Raw genomic sequence first — 21,111 nt, 5'->3', positions numbered from 1 at the left:
ATGGGGATAGTGTACCGGTAAATCTGATCGTAAAAATGGAAGAATTGTGAAAATAACGTTGATACAGGTAAATATACGTGGTTTCAGCGGAGTCCGCCTTTATGTCAGTCGCTTTATCATCCCTTAAGGAAATATTACCGGTGCGGTTTACTCAATTTATGATGTGCAGTAATATTACGCGTTCTTAACAAGCTGATAATACACACTATAATGATGAAAAACAGACTTATTCTTGTCTCTGCACTGCTGCTGTCCGGCTGTTCATCTGTCTGGGTGGAAGTCCCGGGCGGCTCTGAATACACACGGGCAGAGGCAAATGCCTTCTGTGAACCGGAATCTCATAAGCTTTACCCGGTCAAAAATGAAGTTGCCCAGCGCAGTGTGATGCGGGACGTGGAGAAACGCTGTAAAAAGGATGATGACTGCGGCAACAGCAAAACCTACAAAGAGCAGACTCCGGTAACGGAAAGTTATGTGATGGATGTGAATGAAGACAGCCGCAACCGTTATTTCTACAGCTGCATGAAAACAAAGGGCTGGGATCGGGAAGACCGCTGGATGTGGGAATAAACAGGAATATCAGGGCAGATATTGCACTGCCCTGACTGACATACTTAAAATGTCGGCAAATTTCCCAGGTTGTCGAGCGTGGTGCCATTGGGGTCGGTTGTGATATAGCCAGCAGACGTTACACGGACTACTGCGCCTGCTTTCCATTTTCCATTCATATGGATGGCTGTTCTAAATTCAATTTTTCCGGTATTTATTAATTCGCCAATAAATTGTCGCGAACTGACAGACATACTTTTTCCTGGTTCAAAAACCTTTACAAATTCAATATGCTGACTCGTTTTATCCATGCGAATAGCTGAGATATAAAAATCTGTCATAGCAAGATATCCTTTTAGTGAATGGCTGATGTTACTGTATATATATCATGCCTTCTGCTTTTTATAACCCGGGCAGAATACTTGTGATAAATCCGATAGTTCATGAGTGAGCGCACCCGTCATAGCAATAAAATAAGTAAATTTTTTTGATGGTTATCTTCAGATAATTTGATAAAAACGACACGATACGTTGTTAATAAACTGATAAATAAGACCTTATTGATATTATTGAAAAAGATAACATGCGGATATTGCAAGAAAATATAAAGAATAAAAATTCTCTTCTGTCATCAAATTATTAACAATTAAAATGAATAAAATTTCCCGGTTTTCACCGTCAATGAATGTTTCCGCTACCGCTTTGCGTATCACTGCGTATACTCACAATGAGTAAGATTCTCATTCAACAGGGGTATATTATGACGGGTGTAATCAACAGGCTGTTATCACACGACGATGCCGGAAAATTATTACTGCGGCTGGCGGTCGGCGGGTTAATGTTGTTTCACGGTATCGGTAAATTACTCACCGGTGCGGCAGGGATAAAAGGGCTGCTGGCCTCTTTCGGGTTACCGGAGTTTATTGCTTACGGCACTTATTTCGGGGAAATTGTCGCGCCGGTCTTTATTATTCTCGGTATTCTGACCCGGCCGTCCGCATTGCTGGTGTCCTTTACCATGATTGTTGCCTGGCTGATGATCGGTGTGAATAAGACCTTTATGCTGGATCCGACCGGGGCGTGGGCGATTGAAAGCCTGATGTATTTCTTTATCAGCGGTATTGCACTGGCCTTTATCGGCCCAGGTAAATATTCGGTAATGAAAAACCCGGCCTGGCGCTGATTCAGAAGACGGAAAAGAAAAAGGGCGGATAATCATCCGCCCTTGCTGTTTCATTTGTTTCGTTAAGACTGCTGTGCCGCGACAGTTTTCATATTCTGTGCTTTACGCGCGGTCCAGCCTTTGTGTGCCAGCGGCAAGAAGCCGATGACAATCGCCAGTACGGACACGCCTGCCACATAATACGCCGGTGCCATTGCACTTTTCTGTAACCAGGCACCGGTCAGCATCGGCGTTAAGCCGCCGAATACCGCGTAAGCCATGTTGTAGGCAAAGGACAAGCCGGAGAAACGGATTGCCGGCGGAAATGCCCGTGTACTGATGATTGGCGTGGTGGCAATCGCGCCGACAAAAAAGCCCATCACTGCATAGTTAATCACCAGTGACGCCGCTGCGATATCCGGTGACAGCGCACTGTAGAAGTGGAATGCGGTGATCGCTAATCCGCCCCAGGACAACGCCAGTGTCACACGGCTGCCGATCTTATCTTCCAGCCAGCCCCAGAAAATACAGCCGAGGGTTAAGGTCAGCGTGGCCACACAGTTTGCCTGTAATGACAATGTGCGATCAATGCCGTACATCTTTTCCACCACAACCGACGGGGTCATCAGAATGATCACCACGATAGCGGTGGATAACGACCAGGTCAGCCCGGCGGTGACAAAACAGGCCATTTTGTGGTTTTTCAGAACCGTTTTCACCGGCATTTCTTCGGATAATGTCCGTTTGGCGGCCATTTCTTTAAAAATCGGCGTTTCCTGCAAAAAGCGGCGCAGATAAACAGAAATCAGTCCGAACACACCACCGAGGATAAACGGAATACGCCATGCCCATGCGGTCACCTCCGCTGCAGTATAAGACGCCTGAACTGCGATAGCGACCAGCGAACCGAGCAAAATACCGCCGGTGATCCCGGAGGTCAGCGTACCGACACCCAGCCCGTAGCGCTGTTCCGGTGTGTGCTCCGCGATAAATACCCATGCGCCCGGCATCTCACCGCCGATAGCCGCGCCCTGTAAAATCCGCATCAGCAGTAACAGGACAGGCGCCGCCACACCGATACTTTCGTAGGTAGGCAGCATACCGATGACCAGTGTCGGTACTGCCATCAGGAAAATACTCAGGGTAAACATGCGCTTGCGGCCGATAATATCGCCGAAGTGCGCCATGATGATCCCGCCGAGCGGGCGTGCCAGGTAACCGGCGGCGAAAATCCCCAGCGTTTTCATCTGGGCGATAAATTCGTTATCACCCGGGAAAAACAGGTGGGTTAGTGTTCCGGTAAAAAAGACAAATATGACAAAATCATAGAATTCAAGCGTGCCGCCGAGGGAAGATAATCCCAGTGTTTTATAATCGTTTTTATTTAATGGCCTTGCCTGAGGCTGACTTAATGGCGATGTATCGGTTGTCATAATTATGTCCTTTTATTTACTCATTTATTCAATGACGGGGGTCGTGTCATTTTTTTTCTCATTTGTGTTTCCCAAAAGAGAGGTGGCGGCAACACAATCCCGGTTATCACGGGGATAACCGGAAATAAAAAACGGGAATTGTCTGTTACCGGAGGGTATGCTTTGTTATAGCAAGAAGTTCCGTATATTGTAAACAGCACCGGTTAAAACAAGATGAACATTCTTGTTGTATGCCATAGGTTGGATTATTGAGCTAAATATGATTTGCGTCACGGATGATAACGTTAAGGAATCCGGAATGACAGCATATTATGAAAACCGGAACAGATAATTAACGGAATAATTAAAGATTCAGCCCTTATTATTATTTACCCGGAATACTGGTTTATAAAATACGATTAATAGCATTATATGAATAAGGCTTATCAATATACACCCGGGTGAACAGCGGTAAATAAATATAAATAAGTGTGAGGGGCATGAAGATTATTTCAGAGCAGCAGTGCAGAAGTGATCATATTCACCGGATATTGCCAGTCCGGCATCATAATCCTCTGCGGCGGGATAATGACAAGAGGGCGGAAACGCAGCGGGAAGAGACAAAAACGGCCACGGAGAGCAGAAGCAAAACTTCTCTTTCCGTGGCCGCAGAGGACTATCTGAGCAAAAATCAGACCAGGAACAGCGTGGCGAGGCCCAAAAAGATGAAAAATCCGCCGGTATCGGTGATCGCGGTGATCATCACACTGGCACCGAGTGCCGGGTCGCGTCCGAGTTTCATCATCGTCAGCGGGATCAGCACCCCCATGATGGCGGCCATCAGCAGGTTAAGCACCATAGCCAGCGTCATCACCGCACCCATGGCGATATCGCCGTAGAGCAGGTACGTGACGACCCCCATAATCCCGCCCCAGACCACGCCGTTGATAAAGGCAACGCCCAGCTCACGCAGCAGCAGGAAGGAAAAACTGCCTTTCTGGATCTGGTGAAGCGCGAGAGCGCGGACAATCATCGTAATGGTCTGGTTACCGGTGTTACCGCCGATACCGGCAACAATCGGCATCAGGGTGGCGAGTGCAACCAGCTGGGAAATGGTATGCTCAAACACACCAATCACGCGGGAAGCCACAAACGCGGTACAAAGGTTAATCGCCAGCCACGCCCAGCGGTTTTTCACCGCCTGGCCGACCGGGGCAAAGACATCCTCTTCCGGGCTTAACCCCCCCATACGACGGATGTTTTCTTCACTCTCTTCATTCAGGTTATCAACGATATCCTCAACGGTCAGTCGTCCGAGCAGCCGCCCGTTATTATCGACAACCGCGGCGGAAATTAAGTCATAACGTTCGAACGCACCGGAGGCATCTTCGCCTTTTTCGTCCGGCAGGAAGGTGACCGGCTCAGTTTTCATTACATCAGAGACCAGTTTGTCCGGTGACTGGGTGAGAATGGTGGTCAGCGGCAGTTCGCCCTGCAAAATATTATTACTGTCGATAACAAAGATTTTATCGGTGGCTTCCGGGATATTGCTGCGGTAGCGCAGAAAACGCTGAACCGTTTTCAGAGGGACATTGCCGCGTACGGTGACAAACTCAAAGTCCATCATCTGGCCGATACTGTCCGCAGGGTACTGAAGAACGGTGCGGATGCGGTTACGCAGGCTCGGTTCCAGATAGGTCAGCAGGCGGCGCATGGTATCGCGCGGCAGGTGCTCGGCGATATACGCCTGCTCATCCACATGCAGGGTGGCAACGGCGCGCAGCAGTTCTTTGTCTGACATATCTTTAATCAGGCTGTCCCATACGGAGACAGAGGCTTCCACCAGCACTTCCCCGCGCTGGTGGTTATCAATCAGATGCCAGAGCGCGAGACGTTCATCATAGGGCAGGGCTTCCAGCATATCCGCAAGGTCAGCGGCGTGGAGGTCAGTCAGCAGATTTTTGACTAACTTCGATTTTGAATGCAGCTCATCATCACTGAGCCTGGCATGTTCATCGGCGGTGCCCAGAATGGTTTCCACAAACTGTGTGTCGTTGAGAAACAGGGGCAAAACCTGCTGACGAATGTGAGCCAGCCGCTGGGAATGCGGATTGACCGGTGATGAATTGTCAATGGAGAAACTGTGTTCAGACATGATTTTCCTTTACACATAAAACTTTTAAACAAATAAGACTGGCCGGGGATTCTCCCTGTTAGACGTCTTCTTCTTTTATACCGAGGTGCCAGCCGGGCACATCATCCCAGTAAGCCTGCTCTTTTTCCAGATCAAGCTGCATTAATGTATTGATAGTCAGATAGTGGCGCGGAAAAAACAGGGTCCAGTGTCCGTCCCTGGTTTCCAGACGCAATGTTGCACGTTTGGTGGTGGATTGACGCTGATTATTCAGTAATACCGCGAGGCGCAGGATCTGTATCAGGGGGATGACCTGTTTACGTTTAAACAGTGTGAATTTCGGGATATCGTCACTTTTTACCGCTTTGCGGTGGTAACGCACCAGTGTGGCGAGCAGCAGCTGCTGTTCCTGGGTGAATCCCGGTAAATTGGTGTTCTGCAGAATATAGGCCGAATGACGGTGCAGGCCGGAGAGGTTGATGCTCAGCCCGACTTCATGCAGCCAGACCGCCCAGACCAGAATTGCTTCCAGCTGCGGATCAACCAGGGACGGATTCTGCTCCGCCCATTGCCGGTACAGGTTTTTCATGGTGGTCAGGACACGCAGCACCTGGGCGTTGTCCACATTATAGTGTTCCACCAGGCTTTGTGCGGTGCGCTGGCGGATGTCCTGATGGCGGAAACGGCCTTCCATCTCATACAGCACCCCTTCACGCAGGGCTCCGGCAGACAGGCGCAGTTCGGTGATTTCCAGTGCATCAAACAGGCCGCACAGAATCGCCAGGCCCGGCACAAACACTTTTTTGCGATCGTCAGACAGCCCCGGTAAATTCAGGGCATCAAACCGTTTATAACGCAGCACCTGTTTGACCAGCATTTCCAGGCGGACAGGGGTGATAATACCGTCCCGCTCCCCGAGTTCACGCAGGATCTCACAGGCCGCTTTGATGGTGCCGGATGCGCCGAGGCAGACATCCCAGCCCTGTACCCGGAAGGCAATTGCCAGGTTTTCCAGTTTGGAAACGGCCATCAGCCGGGCGCGGTTAAAATTGGCTTCGGTGATTTTACCGTCCGGAAAAAACTGACGGCTGAAACTGACACAGCCCATACGGCGGCTTTCAATTAAAATCGGCTCAAAACGTTCGCCGATCACCAGCTCGGTTGAACCGCCGCCGATATCGATCACCAGTTTGCGGCCTTTTTCCGGTTGCGTGTGTTCAACACCCATAAAAATCAGGCGTGCTTCCTCGTGACCGGAAATAATTTCAATCGGATAGGGGATAACGGATGCGGCGCGTTCGAGAAACTCGTGCGCATTGACCGCCTCACGCAGACTGTGTGTCCCGACAATCGTGACCTGTGCGGCGGGAAAACCCTGAAGGCGCTCGGCAAACAGCGCCAGACAGGCCAGCCCGCGCTCCATGGCTTCTTCACTCAGCTCATTCTGATCATTTAAACCTTCAGCCAGATACACCCGCTGTTTCAGGCGGCTGAGAACCTGGAGTGCACCGTTGACAATACGGGCAATCACCATATGAAAGCTGTTCGACCCGAGGTCGATGGCTGCAATTTCCAGCGGACGATCTTTTTCCGTGATCAGTGATAATGGCATGAACGGGCCTTTTAGTTATCCGGTTGTTCCAGGGAACGAATATAGTCATAAACTGCCATCTGCGAGCGGACTTTCCGCTTGTTGCCGCGCGGCACATAATGGTTGGACATCTCTTTGTCGAGATAACGCGCCTTCTCATTATCACTGAACTGAATATCCAGAATATCGAGCACCCGGCGGCGCAGCACCGGATCCAGCAGGCGAACCGCCACTTCAATCCGGTAATCGATATTGCGGGTCATCCAGTCCGCAGAGGAGAGATAGACTTTTTCATCCCCTTTATTGGTGAACACATACACCCGGTCATGCTCCAGGAACCGGTCAACGATACTGGTCACCTGGATATTTTCACTGTACGGCACCTGTCCCGGTACCAGCGCACACATACCGCGCACCAGCAGACGGATTTTCACCCCGGCTTCTGAGGCATCATAGAGACGCTCACTCAGCTGCTTATCCACCAGGTTGTTGATTTTCAATGTAATTCCGGCTTCATAGCCGGCCAGTGCATTGGCAATCTCATCATCAATCAGCTGATTCAGCATTGCCCGTGAATTCTGCGGTGACACCATCAGGTTATCAAAGGAGACCGGGCGGTACGGGTTCTCAATAAAGTTGAACACGCGCCGGACTTCATTGGTGATCTCTTCGTTGGCCGTCAGCAGCGAGTAATCCGTGTAGATACGCGCGGTTTTTTCGTTGAAGTTACCCGTACCGATATGGGCATACCGGCGGATCACATCCCCGTCTTCCAGACGCGAGATAATAAACAGTTTGGCATGGATTTTCAGCCCCGGCGCGGAGAAAATAACATGCACCCCGGCAGCGGTCAGGTGTCTCGCCCAGTGAATATTGGCTTCTTCATCAAAACGCGCCTGTAACTCCACCACCACGGTGACTTTTTTGCCGTTGTGTGCCGCGTGGATCATGGAATCGATAATGCGGGAGTCCTTGGCGACACGATAGATATTCATCTTGATGGAAATCACGCTCGGGTCAAAGGAGGCCTGACGCAGCAGTTCCAGCACATGCTCAAAAGTGTGATACGGATAATAGAGCAGTACATCCCGTTCACGGATAGCATCAAAGCCGTTGCGGTGATGATCAAACCAGACATGACGCAGACGCGGCAGCGGTTTGTTTAATAAATTCTTATTGCCTTCATTCGGGAAGCGGATGAAGTCCTTGAAGTTATGATAGCGCCCGCCGGCAATCACGGAGTCATCATTGGTCAGGCCGAGTTTTTCGCGCAGCAGTGTCACCATTTCATCCGGCATATCGCGCTGATAGACAAAACGGACCGGCTCGGCGGTCAGCCGCTGTTTCAGGGTCGAAGACATCATTTCCAGCATGCCGGATTCCATCTCGGTGGCGAGGTCATATTCGGCATCGCGCGTCATTTTCATGGAATAGGCATTGAGGGCATCGAAATCGAAGAAGCCCTTGAAGATTTCGTCCAGGCAGTAGCGCAGAATATTGTCGATAAGGATCATCGACTGGCGGCGGCGGCCGTTTTCGGTCGGCAGATTGACAAAACGCGGGACTTTATCGGACGGAATTTCCAGCAGCGCATAGCGGGTCTCACGGCCGGATTTGACAATCTCCACCACCAGATAGGTGTAATCGTCTTTGAGAAATTCGACCAGATCGGTGCTGGTCTGGATCATAATCGGCGTGATGTGCTGGCGCAGATGCTGACGGAAATACTGACGCAGCCAGATTTGCTGTTTCGGTGAAATCTGGCGCTCGTTGATCAGGAAAATCTGGTTACGCGCCATTTCCAGCAGCAGATCGTTATACAGGGTATCAAATGCCTGATCCTGTTTTGCCACTTTGTTTTCAATTTTACGCAGCAGATGACGCCCGCTGGCACCGGAACCGCGCTGTTCCTCATTAATCAGGATGCGGCGTTTCACATCCGCATAGCGGACTTTATAAAACTCATCCAGGTTATTTGAGTAAATGCCCAGAAAACGCATGCGCTCGATCAGCGGGTTGCGTTTGTCGGCAGCCTCCTGAAGAACCCGCTCGTTGAACGACAGCCAACTGAGTTCTTTTTCCATATAGAGCCTATCTTGGGACATTGTTACTCCGGAACGGGTTACTCTGAATCAGGGTTAAACACAGCGTACAGTTTACTAAAAAATCGTTACAGGTTCTGCTTTACGCGGGCATTTTTTTCAACGTAGCTTTCCGCATCTGCAGATTTATTTTTCATGACCAGATATTCCGGCTGAAAAATACACATACGGATGGCAGTGCGGTATTCCCCGTTGACGAAAAACTCATCAATTAACTGGCCTTCGGTATGAAAACCGAGCTTTTTATAAATGTGGATCGCTTTTTCGTTTTCGATATCCACAATCAGATACAGTTTATATAAATTGAGGACAGAAAACGCATAATCCATAGCCAGACGGGCGGCGCGGGATGCAAACCCGTGGCCCTGATGTGACGGGGCGATAATAATCTGGAATTCAGCACGGCGGTGTACATGATTGATTTCCACCAGTTCCACCAACCCGACTTTGGTACCGTCGCTTTCCACGATGAAGCGGCGTTCTGACTGATCGTGAATATGCTTGTCGTATAAATCGCTTAATTCAATAAAAGCTTCATACGGCTCCTCAAACCAATAACGCATAATGCTGGCGTTATTATCCATCTGATGAACAAACGCTAAATCTTCACGCTCAAGCGGGCGCAGTTTTACAGGCGGAACAGCAGTACCACCGGACATAAATCACCTCAGTATTGGTTGTATTTTATCAGTCAGTGTAACACATAACAGAAACGGAATTATCCGGGGATCCGCTTTTCCGCGTCATGACAGGCACAGCCGTGTAAAATTATGACAATTACGTGTTATTTGAGTACCGGTCACAGCAGACAGATGATAAAGTATGTGGTAATACGCATATCATTAATAAATACCGGATATTTCCATGAACCCGACAAAAGTGTGCCGCACCCGTCTTAATACGCTTACCGACCTGCCGAATATCGGCGAGGCGATGGCGGAAGATCTGCGTCTGCTGGGGTATGAGACGCCGCAGGATATTACCGGTTCAGATCCGGTGATTATGTATGAAATGCTCTGTGCGGTAACCGGTGTCCGTCAGGATCCCTGCGTTATTGATGTGTTCTGGTCAGTGACCGATTTTCTTGCCGGACAACCGGCACAGCCGTGGTGGAATTATACCGGGCAGCGCAAAGCGTATCTTAATGAGATGGCGAAACTGCGGTAGTGATGAAAAAACGCCCGGGAAAAACCGGGCGCAGATTATCAGATAGTATTGTGAGAGTGTAATTTCCCGTCCAGATACACACCATCGTCTTTCAGCGCCAGACGCCCCTGCACAAACCAGTTAACCACCTGCGGATAGATGCGGTGTTCTTCCTGTTGTATCCGTGTGGTGAGGGTGTCCTCGGTATCATCCGGCAGAACCGTAATGCGTGCCTGCAAAATGACCGGGCCGCCGTCCAGTTCTTCCGTGACGAAATGTACAGAGGTACCGTGTTCGGCATCGCCGTTTTCCAGCGCTTTGCGGTGAGTGTGCAGGCCCGGATATTTCGGCAGCAGAGACGGGTGGATATTCAGCATTCTGCCGTGGTAATGGCGGACAAAGGCCGGTGTCAGAATCCGCATATATCCGGCGAGAATAATTAAGTCCGGCTGATACTCATCAATCTGTACCTGTAATGCGGCATCAAAATCATCCCGTGAAGAGAATTCCGCCGGGCTGAGCGCCAGTGCGGGAATACCGGCCTGTTGTGCGCGGAGTAACCCGTAAGCGTCCGCTTTATTACTGAAAACCGCAACAATCTCCGCATTGAGGGTTTGTGCACTGCAGGCGTCAATTAACGCCTGCAGATTACTGCCGCTGCCGGAAATCAGAACAACAAGGCGTTTTTTCATCAGCGGATGATGACCTGCGGTTCATCTTCGCGGCAGACCGCGATATCACCAATCAGCCATGCATTCTCACCCGCTTCTGTCAGCAGGGCGAGGGCGGCTGGTACAGATGCTGCCGGCAGCGCAATCACCATACCGACACCACAGTTAAAGGTGCGGTACATTTCATAGTCTTCCACATTGCCGGCTTTTTGCAGCCAGTTAAAGACAGACGGCCACTGCCAGGAGGAAGCATCAATCCGCGCCTGGGTACAGGCCGGTAATACACGCGGGATATTTTCCCAGAAACCGCCACCGGTCAGGTGAGCGATGGCGTGAACATCGGTATTTTCGATCAGTTTCAGCACAGATTTAACGTAGATTTTGGTCGGTGCCAGCAGATGATCCGCCAGGGATTTGCCGCCAAGCTCTGTGGCTGCCGGGTCAGTTTTGCTGACTTCCAGGATTTTGCGGATTAAAGAATAGCCGTTGGAGTGCGGGCCGCTGGATGCCAGCGCGATCAGCACATCACCGGCACGGACTTTGCTGCCGTCAATAATTTCTGATTTTTCCGCCACGCCGACACAGAATCCGGCTACGTCATAATCATCACCGTGATACATGCCCGGCATCTCAGCGGTTTCACCGCCGACCAGCGCGCAACCTGCCTGTTTGCAGCCTTCGGCAATACCGGTGACCACACGGGCGGCAGTATCGACATCCAGTTTGCCGGTTGCGTAATAGTCGAGGAAGAAGAGGGGCTCAGCACCGGCGACGACGAGATCGTTCACACACATGGCGACGAGGTCGATACCGATTGTGTCATGACGCGCCAGATCCATCGCCAGGCGCAGCTTGGTGCCGACACCGTCAGTGCCGGAAACCAGCACCGGCTCTTTATATTTCTGCGGTACCGCACACAGCGCACCGAAACCACCCAGCCCGCCCATAACTTCAGGACGGCGTGTCTCTTTGACAACATGCTTAATACGGGAAACTAAGGCATTACCGGCATCAATATCAACACCGGCATCTTTGTAACTCAGGGAAGTTTTGTCAGTCACTGCGGCCCCCAACGGCGATTGCAAGTAAGTGGGTGTATCGAAAACGCGGCTATTCTAACAGGCCACGCAAACGTTTGCGAGAGGATTTACGCCGGTTTTTGACAAAATGCGTCAGATCACACTTATTCATGTAACGAACATGAAACGCGTGATAATTGACTATAATCAACAAATCCGGGGTGGCGCTGCGAAAGAAAAGCGGTATAATCTCGCGATTTTTTTGTCCGCCAGGGCTTACACAGTAGGAGAACCCATGAAAGTCGTCGAGGTAAAACACCCGCTCGTTAAACACAAACTTGGCCTGATGCGAGATCATGATATAAGCACAAAACGCTTTCGTGAACTGGCCTCAGAAGTCGGTAGCCTGCTGACCTATGAAGCAACTTCAGACTTAGAAACTGAGAAAGTGACAATTGACGGCTGGTGTGGTCCGGTCGAAATTGAACAAATCAAGGGTAAAAAGATTACCGTCGTACCTATCCTGCGTGCGGGTATCGGTATGATGAACGGTGTGCTGGAAAGCATCCCGAGTGCCCGTATCAGTGTTGTCGGTGTTTATCGTGATGAGGAAACACTGGAGCCGGTACCGTACTTCCAGAAATTAGCCTCTAATATTGAAGAGCGTATGGCGCTGGTGGTTGACCCGATGCTGGCAACCGGCGGTTCAATGATCGCCACTATCGACCTGCTGAAAAAAGCAGGCTGCACCGCGATTAAAATCCTCGTGCTGGTTGCGGCGCCGGAAGGTCTGAAAGCGCTGGAAAAAGCCCATCCGGATGTTGAGCTGTATACCGCATCCATCGACGATCACCTCAACGAACACGGTTACATTGTGCCGGGCCTGGGTGATGCGGGCGATAAGATATTTGGTACGAAATAAGTTAATGAGCCGACTGAGAAGTCGGCTTTTTTTTGGCATATCCCTGAGTAATCATTTAAGAGGTTTAAGATGACGCGCCGCGTTATTGAAGTCGATGAACGCCCACCACTGCTGGTCACCATTCCGTTAAGTTTACAGCACCTGTTTGCGATGTTCGGTGCCACCGTTCTGGTGCCGATCCTGTTTCAGGTAAACCCGGCCACGATCCTGTTATTTAACGGTATCGGGACGCTGCTGTATCTGTTTATCTGTAAAGGAAAAATCCCGGCGTATCTGGGCTCCAGCTTTGCCTTTATTTCACCGGTGCTGATTTTACTGCCGCTCGGGTATGAGCTTGCCCTCGGCGGGTTTATCATCTGCGGGCTGTTATTTATGCTGGTGGCGGGGATTGTCAAAATCGCCGGACGCGGCTGGATCAACGTGCTGTTCCCGCCTGCGGCCATGGGGGCGATTGTGGCGGTTATCGGTCTTGAGCTGGCCGGTACCGCTGCCGGTATGGCCGGGCTGAAATTCGAGAACGGTGCAACACCGGACAGCACGACGCTGATTATCTCTCTGACCACACTCGGGGTGACGATTCTCGGCTCTGTGGTGTTCCGCGGTTTCCTGGCGATTATCCCGATCCTTATCGGGGTGCTGACCGGGTATGCGCTGGCCTTCTTTATGGGCGCGGTGGATTTGACCCCGGTAAGTGAAGCACCGTGGTTTGCACTGCCGACGTTCTATACACCACGTTTTGAATGGTTTGCCATTCTGACCATCTTACCGGCCGCGCTGGTGGTGATTGCCGAGCACGTCGGTCACCTGGTGGTCACGGCGAATATTGTCAAGCGAGATCTGATGAAAGACCCGGGCCTGCACCGTTCGATGTTTGCCAACGGCTTCTCGACGGTATTGTCCGGCTTCTTCGGTTCCACACCGAACACCACGTACGGCGAAAATATCGGTGTTATGGCGATCACTAAAGTGTACAGTTCCTGGGTGATCGGCGGGGCAGCGGTACTGGCGATTCTGCTCTCCTGTGTCGGTAAACTGGCTGCCGCGATTGCCGCTGTTCCGGTTCCGGTGATGGGCGGGGTATCACTGCTGCTGTACGGGGTTATCGGTGCATCCGGTATTCGTGTGCTGATTGATTCCAAAGTGGATTATAACAAGCCGCAAAACCTGATCCTGACGGCGGTTATCCTGATTATCGGTGTCAGTGGGGCGACTATTCATATCGGTGCCGCTGAACTGAAAGGGATGGCACTGGCAACGGTTGTCGGGATTGGTCTGGCACTGGTGTTCCGTCTGGTGAATATTATCCGTCCGGAAGAACGGGTGGTGGATGTGAATCTGGATGAAGTGAAGAAAGACAGTTAATACGATACCGGTGAAGCCGTAACGGCTTCACCGGTATGATTATTTAACACTGCTGTGAAAGATTTTTCCTTTAGTGAGCATCATTCAAAACAGTGATTAAAAAGATTGACCGCTTTTAAACTTAATTTTTCCGTTTCCGGATACATTAACAGCATCACGCAGAGTAAAGGAGATATTATCTCCGGATATTTTCCCGTCATTAACGATATCTGAAACAAGAAGTGTTCCGTTTACATTACCATTGATGGTGCCGTAATTAGAGATATCGGTATCGATAATATTAAGTTTGATATTGTTGGATTTTATCGTTGATTGCTTATCAAGGGTTATGCTGTTTCTTAACGGGCTGCCATTCATATGGTTAAACATATTAGAAAGTTGAAGATAATCCGTTTTCACCCGGCTGTTACGGATTTCAATATGCTTGCCGTTAAGTATCAGGCGGTTTGCAATTTTTTTTGTAGTATCTTTGATAATCAATTTGGCATCACCCGGGGAACGCCCGATAACCCGGCCATCGGCAAGCATCATTTTTCCGGTAACCAGATTCACTGAAGCTATATTTCTGAAGCTGCATGCGTCGGTACAAATAATTCCGTTAGGATTTATCAGTGTGTATTTAGCCTGTTTGCCTTTGATACGGATTTCACCATTCAGTTCAGATACGGATTGGGAAATGACTTCGTTGATAATCGTATCAGCACCGACCTGGTTATTGAAAATCACACCTTCGCTGCCGACATTAAATTTATCATATTTAATATGAGACAGATTGGAATTGTCTTTTTCTGAAACAGTAATGATATTTTTATTTTCACCATGACTAAGTTTCGCTGCATCATTTACAATGCTGATGTCTGTTATCTGTGCCAGAGACGATGATAACGGAGATAAAACTAAAAGTGAAAGTAACAGTCCATTCTTTTTCATTGCATATCCTTTTATGTGTTTGAGTGTATTTTTTATCATAAAAAGACATCGTGTTGTAATAAAAAAATAATTATTTAAATAATGCGGTTGTTATTTTAAATTTAAATGGGTGTGATTTCTGTTTTATTTAAAACAGTAATGAAGGTGTGGGAAACTCAACCCGATAGTTAAGTTGTTATGTGCGATATTTGATTGTGATAAACAAAAACAGGCAACAATTTAGTTGCCTGCTGAATCCTGTTTTTTAATTACCAATGTCTAATTTACTGTAATTATTTTTGTAGCTGTTATATTTATAAATTTTCCCCTTGTTTTTAACTTTGAGATTCTCACTATCAAACTCACCAGAAGCCGGGTTTATACCGGAATAATCAATCAGGTCAGAAAGGTAAATGGTTTTATTGTTTGTGAGTTTGGCATCTCCTGTATGCTCAATAGTCATCCCTGAGGTCCGGATATAATGGTTGTTAATGAATTCGGAATTTCTCATTTTCAACTTAATACTTCCGCCAATATCCTTATTCTTTCTTATAACATTATTGTTAATGAAAGTGCTGTTATTCAAATCAGCATTTACATGACCGGTAATGAATCCATCATTAACAAATGTACTCTTTGCTGTAAATACATCGTTTAATGAACTATCAGATGGTGTTGTTTTTATATTTAATATTTTACTGTTTATTTTACCTTTATTAAGCATAGTCATTTCAGGTACAGCTAAAGGATTGTGGTGGAAGCTATCTTTCCTGATGGTATTTTCAATCGTCAGGTGGTTACTCTCTAACGTTCCTTTATTGATGAATAATGATTCGCTAAGATTAAGGTTTATTTTATTTGCCTTTAACGTGGTGTTTTTATTAACGGCTAATGATGATTTAACCGTGTTGGCATCTCTGGATGAATTAAATTTTCTTCCACCATCGAGATAAGCCGAGCCAAATAAAGAGCTCCAGCTAACATTGTTCCCATCATGGCTGATTAATTCAACATTGATTTCCGGGGCATTTATTTTACTTCGTGAAATTGAAATATTATCAGAGATAAGCGATAGTTTTTTCAGGCTACCCCCTTGCGTGTTTGTATCGATATCAGCATCAGTGATGTGAATCCCGCCTTTGCTGTTCTTAAAGAGATTCAGACCAGAATAAGAGGATAATTTTTCGATACCGGCATTTGCAAGTGTCACGTCAGCGATATTACTGAAATTACATCCGTTGCAGGTAATGCCATTAGGATTGGCAATAATCAGAGTGCCAAGCTTACCGACGATATCAATATTACCTCTCAGCAATGACGGGGAATGGCTGACCACTTCGGTGATGATAGTATTGGCGCCTTTGTTATTGCCAATATACATACCTTCTTTACCGACATTAAATTCATCAAAGTAATTATGAGATATTTTTCTTTTATCAGGGTCAGCAATCGCCAGAACCGGCTTGTCTTTGTAAATCCGTAAGTCAGACCCGGTGCTTTTTTCATTCAGTTTAATTTTTAAACCATCAGAGAATGTCTGTTCAGTTGCAGAGAAAGCCGTGGCAGAAAGTGCAGTTAAAATAACCGCAGATAATAATTTAAACTTCATTATATATATCCTTATATAAATATTGTGCGTCATGCAGATGCTACGTTAGCAGAGCGGGATAAAATAAAGTATCAATAATCGTTGAGCCATTCAGAGGTGGATGTTTTATGCAATTATTGGTGATCTGAATTATTGATGATGAAACCAAACAGGGATTAACTGTTGCAATTTTCTGCATCCGGTGAGGTTTTACCCGGAACGGGTTCATTTAGCCGGTGAATTTATGTTAAACTAGACATGTTTGTTCACCCGTTGGCCGAGGTAACTCTGAACACGCCATCACAACTGTCACTACCGCTCTCTCTCCCTGATGATGAGACTTTCAACAGTTTCTACGCGGGGGAAAACGCATCTCTGTTATCCGCCATTCAGACGGCGATCAATCAGCCGCACGGCAGTTATCTCTATTTCTGGTCCCGCGACGGCGGCGGAAAAAGCCATCTGCTGCATGCCGCCTGTGCCGAAGTCTCTTCCAAAGACCGTGCGGTCGGTTATGTGCCGCTGGATAAACGCGCCTGGTTTGTGCCGGATGTACTGGAAGGCATGGAACATCTGTCGCTGATCTGCATTGATAATGTGCAGTGTATTGCGGGGGATGAAGAGTGGGAAATGGCGCTGTTTAATCTCTACAACCGCATTCTTGAGACCGGCAAAACCTGTTTATTGATCACCGGGGACAGACCACCACGTCAGATCCCGCTGCAATTACCGGATCTGGCTTCCCGGCTGGACTGGGGGCAGATTTACAAACTTCATCCGCTCAGTGATGATGAAAAAATTCAGGCACTGCAACTGCGGGCAAAACTGCGCGGGTTTGAGCTGCCGGAAGATGTCGGGCGCTTTATCTTAAAACGCCTCGACCGTCAGATGCGCACACTGTTTGATATGCTGGACCGGCTCGATCACGCGTCGATTGTCGCGCAGCGTAAGCTGACCATTCCGTTCGTCAAGGATATTCTGCGGCTGTGACTGTCAGTTAAGCAGGGCAATCACCGTTACCCCCCACTGAAGCACCATACAGAGTGCTCCCTGCTGAAACAGCCGTTTTGTGCCGCGCCAGCGTTGTGAGAAGTGGGTGTGCTGTGCTCTGCCGGGAAACAGAGTGGTCAGGGATTCATCAAAAATATCCGTGTCGGACGATTGCGCCAGGCGGCGGAACAGATGGTGATCCAGCCACAGCCGGAAGATAAAGTACGCAGCACACAGAAAGAACAGGATCCCCGCTGCCATCGGATACTCACCGGAAAATCCGGAAAGATAAAGCAGAAACTGCGTCAGAAAGGCCATCACCGATAAGGCGGCCAGAAAACGCCAGCCCGCTGTAAAAATCACAATAATCTGTTCGTCATGAGGTCTGTTATTCATCGTTTTTTCCGTAACGGGCTGCCCAGCGGGTCAGGGCGGCAATTGTCTGTTCCCGCAGGACAATCTGCGGACGGGCCTGTCTGACGGCTGCCAGAGCCTGTTCCACATTGTCTGCCAGCCCGGCGCGTATCAGCCAGGCGACCACGACGGTCGTACTGCGGGTATAACCCAGTTTACAGTGTACATAAACCTGACCGGATTGCGCCAGGCGAATGAGATTGTTCACCGCCGTTTCAATCTGCATTTCTGTCAGCGGAAACAGATCCAGCTGCGGCTGACAGTGATAAGCCAGCCCGGCGGTATAGCGGCTGCGGGGAAATTCCCCGGTCATATCCAGTACGGCGGCGGCAGTCAGCGGTGCTGCGGGGTAACCGCCCAGCGCGATATGTTCATTGACCACACTGGTGTGACGGCACTGTTTTGCATACCAGTAATAGCTGATTTGTGCTGCAATCCGGTAAGGCAACAGCAGGAGTGCTGCAGATGGCGAAATTTGTCCGGCGCTGTCTTTCTGGAATACCGATGCGCCGGCGCCGAGATAACCGGCAGTGATACATAAAAATGCCAGCCCCGGCCACAGCAGCCACCAACCCTGGCCACCAGTCACGACAGCCGCCGTTATCAGCACCAGCGAAATAATGGCGTACCGTCCGGCCAGCTGATAGCCGCGGCGGATACGGTGCGGGACCCACTGCCAGCGTGTGCTTACCGGCAGCAGATAGCTTATCACCACACCGGCGGCGGCACCGGTGATCACATCAATAAAATGGTGCTGCCAGGTGGTCAGTACAGAAATTAAGATCAGAATTGACCACAGATGCAGAAACCAGCGCCATTTCTGTGGTGTATGCGCCCGGAAACGCAGCCACAACAACCACAGCAGAATGATATGCAGAGAAGGTGCCTGGTTAAACGGCAGATCAAACATCTCCAGCTGGTCAAACATCCAGCCGGCGGTGCCGTCCGTCTGCGGGCGGGGAAAACTGAATTTCAGCGGAAACAGCAGAAACCCGGCACAGGCTGCGAGTGACGCAACTACCAGCCGCAACCCGTGAATACACTGTTCGCGCAGAGAGGTACAGATAAACAGTGATAAACCGTAGAAGAGATCGATGCTCCAGTACGGGATGATTGTCCACGGCAGAAACGGAATATGTGTTTCCCAGCTGAACGCAAAAGAAGGAACTGACGGCAGCGAAGCGGTATAGGTATTGACCTGTCCGTAAGTCAGAAAAAAGAAAGGTGCCAGAAACAGCAGCCAGAGCAGGGCAAATCCCCACCGTTTGCGGCGGGAAACAGGCAGCGGCAGAGCGGCATCAGTCATCGTTTTTCATTCCCTGTAAAACAGAAGATGCGCGGAAAGGCACATCTTCATTCAGTATGATAACAATCAGCGGCGTCTGGCGACTGAGACACTGAAAATGCCCCAGTTATCAATGAGCTGATCCAGTTTTTCAAACCCGGCCTCATCCACCAGCGCATCCATTTCCCCCTGGCTGCGGCAGCGCATCACCCAGGCTTTACCGCCCTGATGGCTTGGCAGAACGCGGGCTATCATCTCTACCTGCGGGTGCCACGGCTGACAGGTGTAGACAAGATAACCGCCGCTTTCAATCGCCTGTGCCAGCCCGGCAAGGGAATCGCGCAGCAGATGGTTTTCCGGGAACAGTTCATATAACCCGCTCACCACGCCGAGGGTCGGTTTCGGGGTGACCGCTGCCAGATCGGCGGTATCAAAGGCATTGCCCTCTTCAAAACGGATTTTGTCTTCCAGAAAGCGCTCTTTGATCTGCAAACGACCCTGTTCCACATTGATGGTGCTGTAATCACGCATCAGAACAGACTCTATCCGGCTGTAATCATTAATGGCATCAAAGAGATAGCGACCCTGACCGGCGGCGATATCCATGATCCGCACCGGCTGGCCTTCTTCCTGTAATGCGCGGATGGTGCGGCGCAGGATTTTTTCGATATTCACTTTGCGCTGGCGGATCCCCTGCCAGCCGATACTGTTGAGATACTGGCGGTCAACAATGCGGCCGAAAATCCCTTTGCCCTGAGCCTGATTGCGGTAGACATAATCGAGTGTAGAGCCGGAATCAAAGCCTTTATCATAGCCGATACTGACCCCTTCTGAAGCTTTGCCGAGGGTGGACATCGCTTTGCTGAGCAGTTTATAGCCAAGGTTTTTCGGGCAGTAATCCGGCAGCGGAGCCTGCAATTCACGATAAGCATCGGCACCGGCGCTGCACACATCCTCAAACCGGTAGTCGTGCTGATAGCGCGGCTGTTCAAACAGAGTGGTGACAAAGCGGCGGATTTCTGCCAGCGGGATATGACGATCTTTTTCGCCCAGGGTGTCGTGATAGAATCCCGGCAGAATATGTTTTTCTTTATACGGCGTATTAAGCCGCGCATAGAACTGATTCTGCGGCTTGCGGTGTACCACGTGGTCACTGCCGGAGATAAACAGCTGAGTCGGCACCGTTATCGCGGCAGCATCCGCCACCAGGCGGTCAGCGGTTTTGTAGAGCTCCAGCAGGATATTGACGGCAATCGGCCGCGTGATCAGCGGATCCCGCTCAAATGAAGCGATACGCACCGGGTCGTGGGTCAGATATTTGGCTTTGACATAGGAATTAACATAAAACAGCCCGCGTATTTTCTGCATCAGGGCCAGCCCGCTGCGGGCAAATGGCACATAGAGTTTGACTTTAAAGGCCGGAGAAGCCAGTACCAGACCCCGGATTTTCGGTGCGAAATCATGCACCCAGCCGGTCAGGGTGACAGCGCCGACACTTTGTCCGAGCACGACCATATTTTCGACCGGAATTTCATATTCGGATGAAATGAAATTAATAAATTCATTGATGTCACTGATTGATGTGCCCATCGACGGACTGTAGCCTCTCGGTCCATCGTTACGGCCGTGACCCCGGGCATCCCAGGCAAATACCGCGAAATCAGGCAGCGCCAGCTCATCCGCCAGATGCGCCACCCGTCCGGAATGCTCATGTCCCCGGTGAAACAGCACAATAGCTTTCTTTTCCGCCGTTGCGGAAGGCCAGTGGCGGAAAAACAGCTGCTGCTGGTCACTGGTGGTAAAGTGAGATTCAATGCATTCACGCTGAGTCGGATAATCAGAAGATACGCTCATA

19 protein-coding genes are annotated in these 21,111 nt (G+C 49.5%); 6 read left to right on the top strand and 13 right to left on the bottom strand.

Annotated features, from left to right (window positions below; translation table 11 throughout):
* Window positions 1-210 precede the first annotated feature (210 nt).
* On the top strand, window positions 211-570 hold the full coding sequence (locus AB7038_RS02105; RefSeq protein WP_004235239.1) for a hypothetical protein: 360 nt from the start codon (window positions 211-213) through the stop codon (window positions 568-570).
* 44 nt (window positions 571-614) lie between these two features.
* Here the strand turns inward: AB7038_RS02105 and AB7038_RS02100 are convergent, their stop codons facing one another.
* Window positions 615-890: a DUF3892 domain-containing protein gene (locus tag AB7038_RS02100; RefSeq protein WP_368889169.1), complete on the bottom strand. Its 276-nt coding sequence runs from the start codon at window positions 888-890 to the stop codon at window positions 615-617.
* A gap of 419 nt (window positions 891-1,309) precedes the next feature.
* Here AB7038_RS02100 and AB7038_RS02095 point away from each other — a divergent pair, with 419 nt between their 5' ends.
* Window positions 1,310-1,732: a DoxX family protein gene (locus AB7038_RS02095; RefSeq protein WP_004239916.1), complete on the top strand. Its 423-nt coding sequence runs from the start codon at window positions 1,310-1,312 to the stop codon at window positions 1,730-1,732.
* A gap of 62 nt (window positions 1,733-1,794) precedes the next feature.
* On the opposite strand, the gene AB7038_RS02090 is transcribed toward AB7038_RS02095, so the two are convergent.
* The 5 genes from AB7038_RS02090 to speG all read right to left on the bottom strand — a co-directional run bounded on the left by AB7038_RS02090 (window position 1,795) and on the right by speG (window position 9,609).
* Entirely contained in the window at window positions 1,795-3,144 is a 1,350-nt protein-coding gene (locus AB7038_RS02090; protein ID WP_368889171.1) for an MFS transporter, read from the bottom strand.
* Between the two features lie 670 nt (window positions 3,145-3,814).
* Window positions 3,815-5,278 carry a magnesium transporter gene (gene mgtE, locus AB7038_RS02085; RefSeq protein WP_349418176.1) on the bottom strand — a complete coding sequence of 488 codons (1,464 nt, stop codon included), beginning with the start codon at window positions 5,276-5,278 and terminating at the stop codon, window positions 3,815-3,817.
* Between the two features lie 58 nt (window positions 5,279-5,336).
* Window positions 5,337-6,869: an exopolyphosphatase gene (gene ppx, locus AB7038_RS02080; protein WP_072868529.1), complete on the bottom strand. Its 1,533-nt coding sequence runs from the start codon at window positions 6,867-6,869 to the stop codon at window positions 5,337-5,339.
* Window positions 6,870-6,880: 11 nt separating this feature from the next.
* Window positions 6,881-8,953, bottom strand: coding sequence for a polyphosphate kinase 1 (gene ppk1 / locus AB7038_RS02075; RefSeq protein ID WP_368889172.1), 2,073 nt, complete (start codon window positions 8,951-8,953; stop codon window positions 6,881-6,883).
* A gap of 65 nt (window positions 8,954-9,018) precedes the next feature.
* Window positions 9,019-9,609, bottom strand: a complete 591-nt coding sequence (gene speG / locus AB7038_RS02070; protein WP_025154837.1) for a spermidine N1-acetyltransferase — start codon at window positions 9,607-9,609, stop codon at window positions 9,019-9,021.
* A 205-nt stretch (window positions 9,610-9,814) separates the two neighbouring features.
* Here speG and AB7038_RS02065 point away from each other — a divergent pair, with 205 nt between their 5' ends.
* Complete coding sequence (locus tag AB7038_RS02065) at window positions 9,815-10,117, top strand: helix-hairpin-helix domain-containing protein (protein WP_032098388.1); 303 nt, start codon at window positions 9,815-9,817, stop codon at window positions 10,115-10,117.
* A 38-nt stretch (window positions 10,118-10,155) separates the two neighbouring features.
* On the opposite strand, the gene purN is transcribed toward AB7038_RS02065, so the two are convergent.
* On the bottom strand, window positions 10,156-10,788 hold the full coding sequence (purN, locus tag AB7038_RS02060) for a phosphoribosylglycinamide formyltransferase (protein WP_369452661.1): 633 nt from the start codon (window positions 10,786-10,788) through the stop codon (window positions 10,156-10,158).
* Window positions 10,788-11,828: a phosphoribosylformylglycinamidine cyclo-ligase gene (purM, locus tag AB7038_RS02055; RefSeq protein WP_368889174.1), complete on the bottom strand. Its 1,041-nt coding sequence runs from the start codon at window positions 11,826-11,828 to the stop codon at window positions 10,788-10,790. Before purM ends, purN begins: the two co-directional genes overlap by 1 nt.
* Window positions 11,829-12,081: 253 nt before the next feature.
* Between purM and upp the strand changes: the two genes are divergently transcribed.
* Window positions 12,082-12,708, top strand: a complete 627-nt coding sequence (upp, locus tag AB7038_RS02050) for a uracil phosphoribosyltransferase (protein ID WP_004235255.1) — start codon at window positions 12,082-12,084, stop codon at window positions 12,706-12,708.
* A 69-nt stretch (window positions 12,709-12,777) separates the two neighbouring features.
* Entirely contained in the window at window positions 12,778-14,070 is a 1,293-nt protein-coding gene (gene uraA / locus AB7038_RS02045; RefSeq protein WP_274369763.1) for a uracil permease, read from the top strand.
* 96 nt (window positions 14,071-14,166) lie between these two features.
* On the opposite strand, the gene AB7038_RS02040 is transcribed toward uraA, so the two are convergent.
* Window positions 14,167-15,000: a two-partner secretion domain-containing protein gene (locus AB7038_RS02040; RefSeq protein WP_369452660.1), complete on the bottom strand. Its 834-nt coding sequence runs from the start codon at window positions 14,998-15,000 to the stop codon at window positions 14,167-14,169.
* Between the two features lie 244 nt (window positions 15,001-15,244).
* A complete protein-coding gene (locus AB7038_RS02035) occupies window positions 15,245-16,588 on the bottom strand; it encodes a two-partner secretion domain-containing protein (RefSeq protein ID WP_369452659.1) in 1,344 nt (447 codons plus the stop codon).
* Window positions 16,589-16,840: 252 nt separating this feature from the next.
* Between AB7038_RS02035 and hda the strand changes: the two genes are divergently transcribed.
* The gene (gene hda, locus AB7038_RS02030; RefSeq protein ID WP_369452658.1) at window positions 16,841-17,557 is read left to right on the top strand and encodes a DnaA inactivator Hda; all 717 of its coding nucleotides are present in this window, start codon (window positions 16,841-16,843) and stop codon (window positions 17,555-17,557) included.
* 3 nt (window positions 17,558-17,560) lie between these two features.
* Here the strand turns inward: hda and AB7038_RS02025 are convergent, their stop codons facing one another.
* The 3 genes from AB7038_RS02025 to AB7038_RS02015 form a co-directional block, all read right to left on the bottom strand.
* Window positions 17,561-17,953, bottom strand: a complete 393-nt coding sequence (locus tag AB7038_RS02025) for a hypothetical protein (protein WP_262859365.1) — start codon at window positions 17,951-17,953, stop codon at window positions 17,561-17,563.
* Window positions 17,946-19,277 carry a dual specificity protein phosphatase family protein gene (locus AB7038_RS02020; RefSeq protein ID WP_368889179.1) on the bottom strand — a complete coding sequence of 444 codons (1,332 nt, stop codon included), beginning with the start codon at window positions 19,275-19,277 and terminating at the stop codon, window positions 17,946-17,948. The genes AB7038_RS02025 and AB7038_RS02020 overlap by 8 nt, the downstream gene beginning before the upstream one ends.
* 66 nt (window positions 19,278-19,343) lie before the next feature.
* The gene (locus AB7038_RS02015; protein WP_072868510.1) at window positions 19,344-21,110 is read right to left on the bottom strand and encodes a bifunctional alpha/beta hydrolase/class I SAM-dependent methyltransferase; all 1,767 of its coding nucleotides are present in this window, start codon (window positions 21,108-21,110) and stop codon (window positions 19,344-19,346) included.
* Between the last annotated feature and the right edge of the window lies 1 nt (window position 21,111).

It is taken from the genome of Morganella morganii (assembly GCF_041099235.1).
In the GTDB taxonomy this organism is placed as follows: domain Bacteria; phylum Pseudomonadota; class Gammaproteobacteria; order Enterobacterales; family Enterobacteriaceae; genus Morganella; species Morganella morganii_E.
The sequence above is the reverse complement of the archived record's forward strand: the minus strand, read 5'-3'. Positions and strand labels throughout refer to the sequence as shown.

Coding starts and splice junctions, on each gene's coding strand:
- AB7038_RS02105 (WP_004235239.1), top strand. CDS start 211: ATGATGAAAAACAGACTTATTCTTGTCTCTGCACTGCTGCTGTCCGGC.
- AB7038_RS02100 (WP_368889169.1), bottom strand. CDS start 890: ATGACAGATTTTTATATCTCAGCTATTCGCATGGATAAAACGAGTCAG.
- AB7038_RS02095 (WP_004239916.1), top strand. CDS start 1,310: ATGACGGGTGTAATCAACAGGCTGTTATCACACGACGATGCCGGAAAA.
- AB7038_RS02090 (WP_368889171.1), bottom strand. CDS start 3,144: ATGACAACCGATACATCGCCATTAAGTCAGCCTCAGGCAAGGCCATTA.
- mgtE (WP_349418176.1), bottom strand. CDS start 5,278: ATGTCTGAACACAGTTTCTCCATTGACAATTCATCACCGGTCAATCCG.
- ppx (WP_072868529.1), bottom strand. CDS start 6,869: ATGCCATTATCACTGATCACGGAAAAAGATCGTCCGCTGGAAATTGCA.
- ppk1 (WP_368889172.1), bottom strand. CDS start 8,953: ATGTCCCAAGATAGGCTCTATATGGAAAAAGAACTCAGTTGGCTGTCG.
- speG (WP_025154837.1), bottom strand. CDS start 9,609: ATGTCCGGTGGTACTGCTGTTCCGCCTGTAAAACTGCGCCCGCTTGAG.
- AB7038_RS02065 (WP_032098388.1), top strand. CDS start 9,815: ATGAACCCGACAAAAGTGTGCCGCACCCGTCTTAATACGCTTACCGAC.
- purN (WP_369452661.1), bottom strand. CDS start 10,788: ATGAAAAAACGCCTTGTTGTTCTGATTTCCGGCAGCGGCAGTAATCTG.
- upp (WP_004235255.1), top strand. CDS start 12,082: ATGAAAGTCGTCGAGGTAAAACACCCGCTCGTTAAACACAAACTTGGC.
- uraA (WP_274369763.1), top strand. CDS start 12,778: ATGACGCGCCGCGTTATTGAAGTCGATGAACGCCCACCACTGCTGGTC.
- AB7038_RS02040 (WP_369452660.1), bottom strand. CDS start 15,000: ATGAAAAAGAATGGACTGTTACTTTCACTTTTAGTTTTATCTCCGTTA.
- AB7038_RS02035 (WP_369452659.1), bottom strand. CDS start 16,588: ATGAAGTTTAAATTATTATCTGCGGTTATTTTAACTGCACTTTCTGCC.
- AB7038_RS02025 (WP_262859365.1), bottom strand. CDS start 17,953: ATGAATAACAGACCTCATGACGAACAGATTATTGTGATTTTTACAGCG.
- AB7038_RS02020 (WP_368889179.1), bottom strand. CDS start 19,277: ATGACTGATGCCGCTCTGCCGCTGCCTGTTTCCCGCCGCAAACGGTGG.
- AB7038_RS02015 (WP_072868510.1), bottom strand. CDS start 21,110: ATGAGCGTATCTTCTGATTATCCGACTCAGCGTGAATGCATTGAATCT.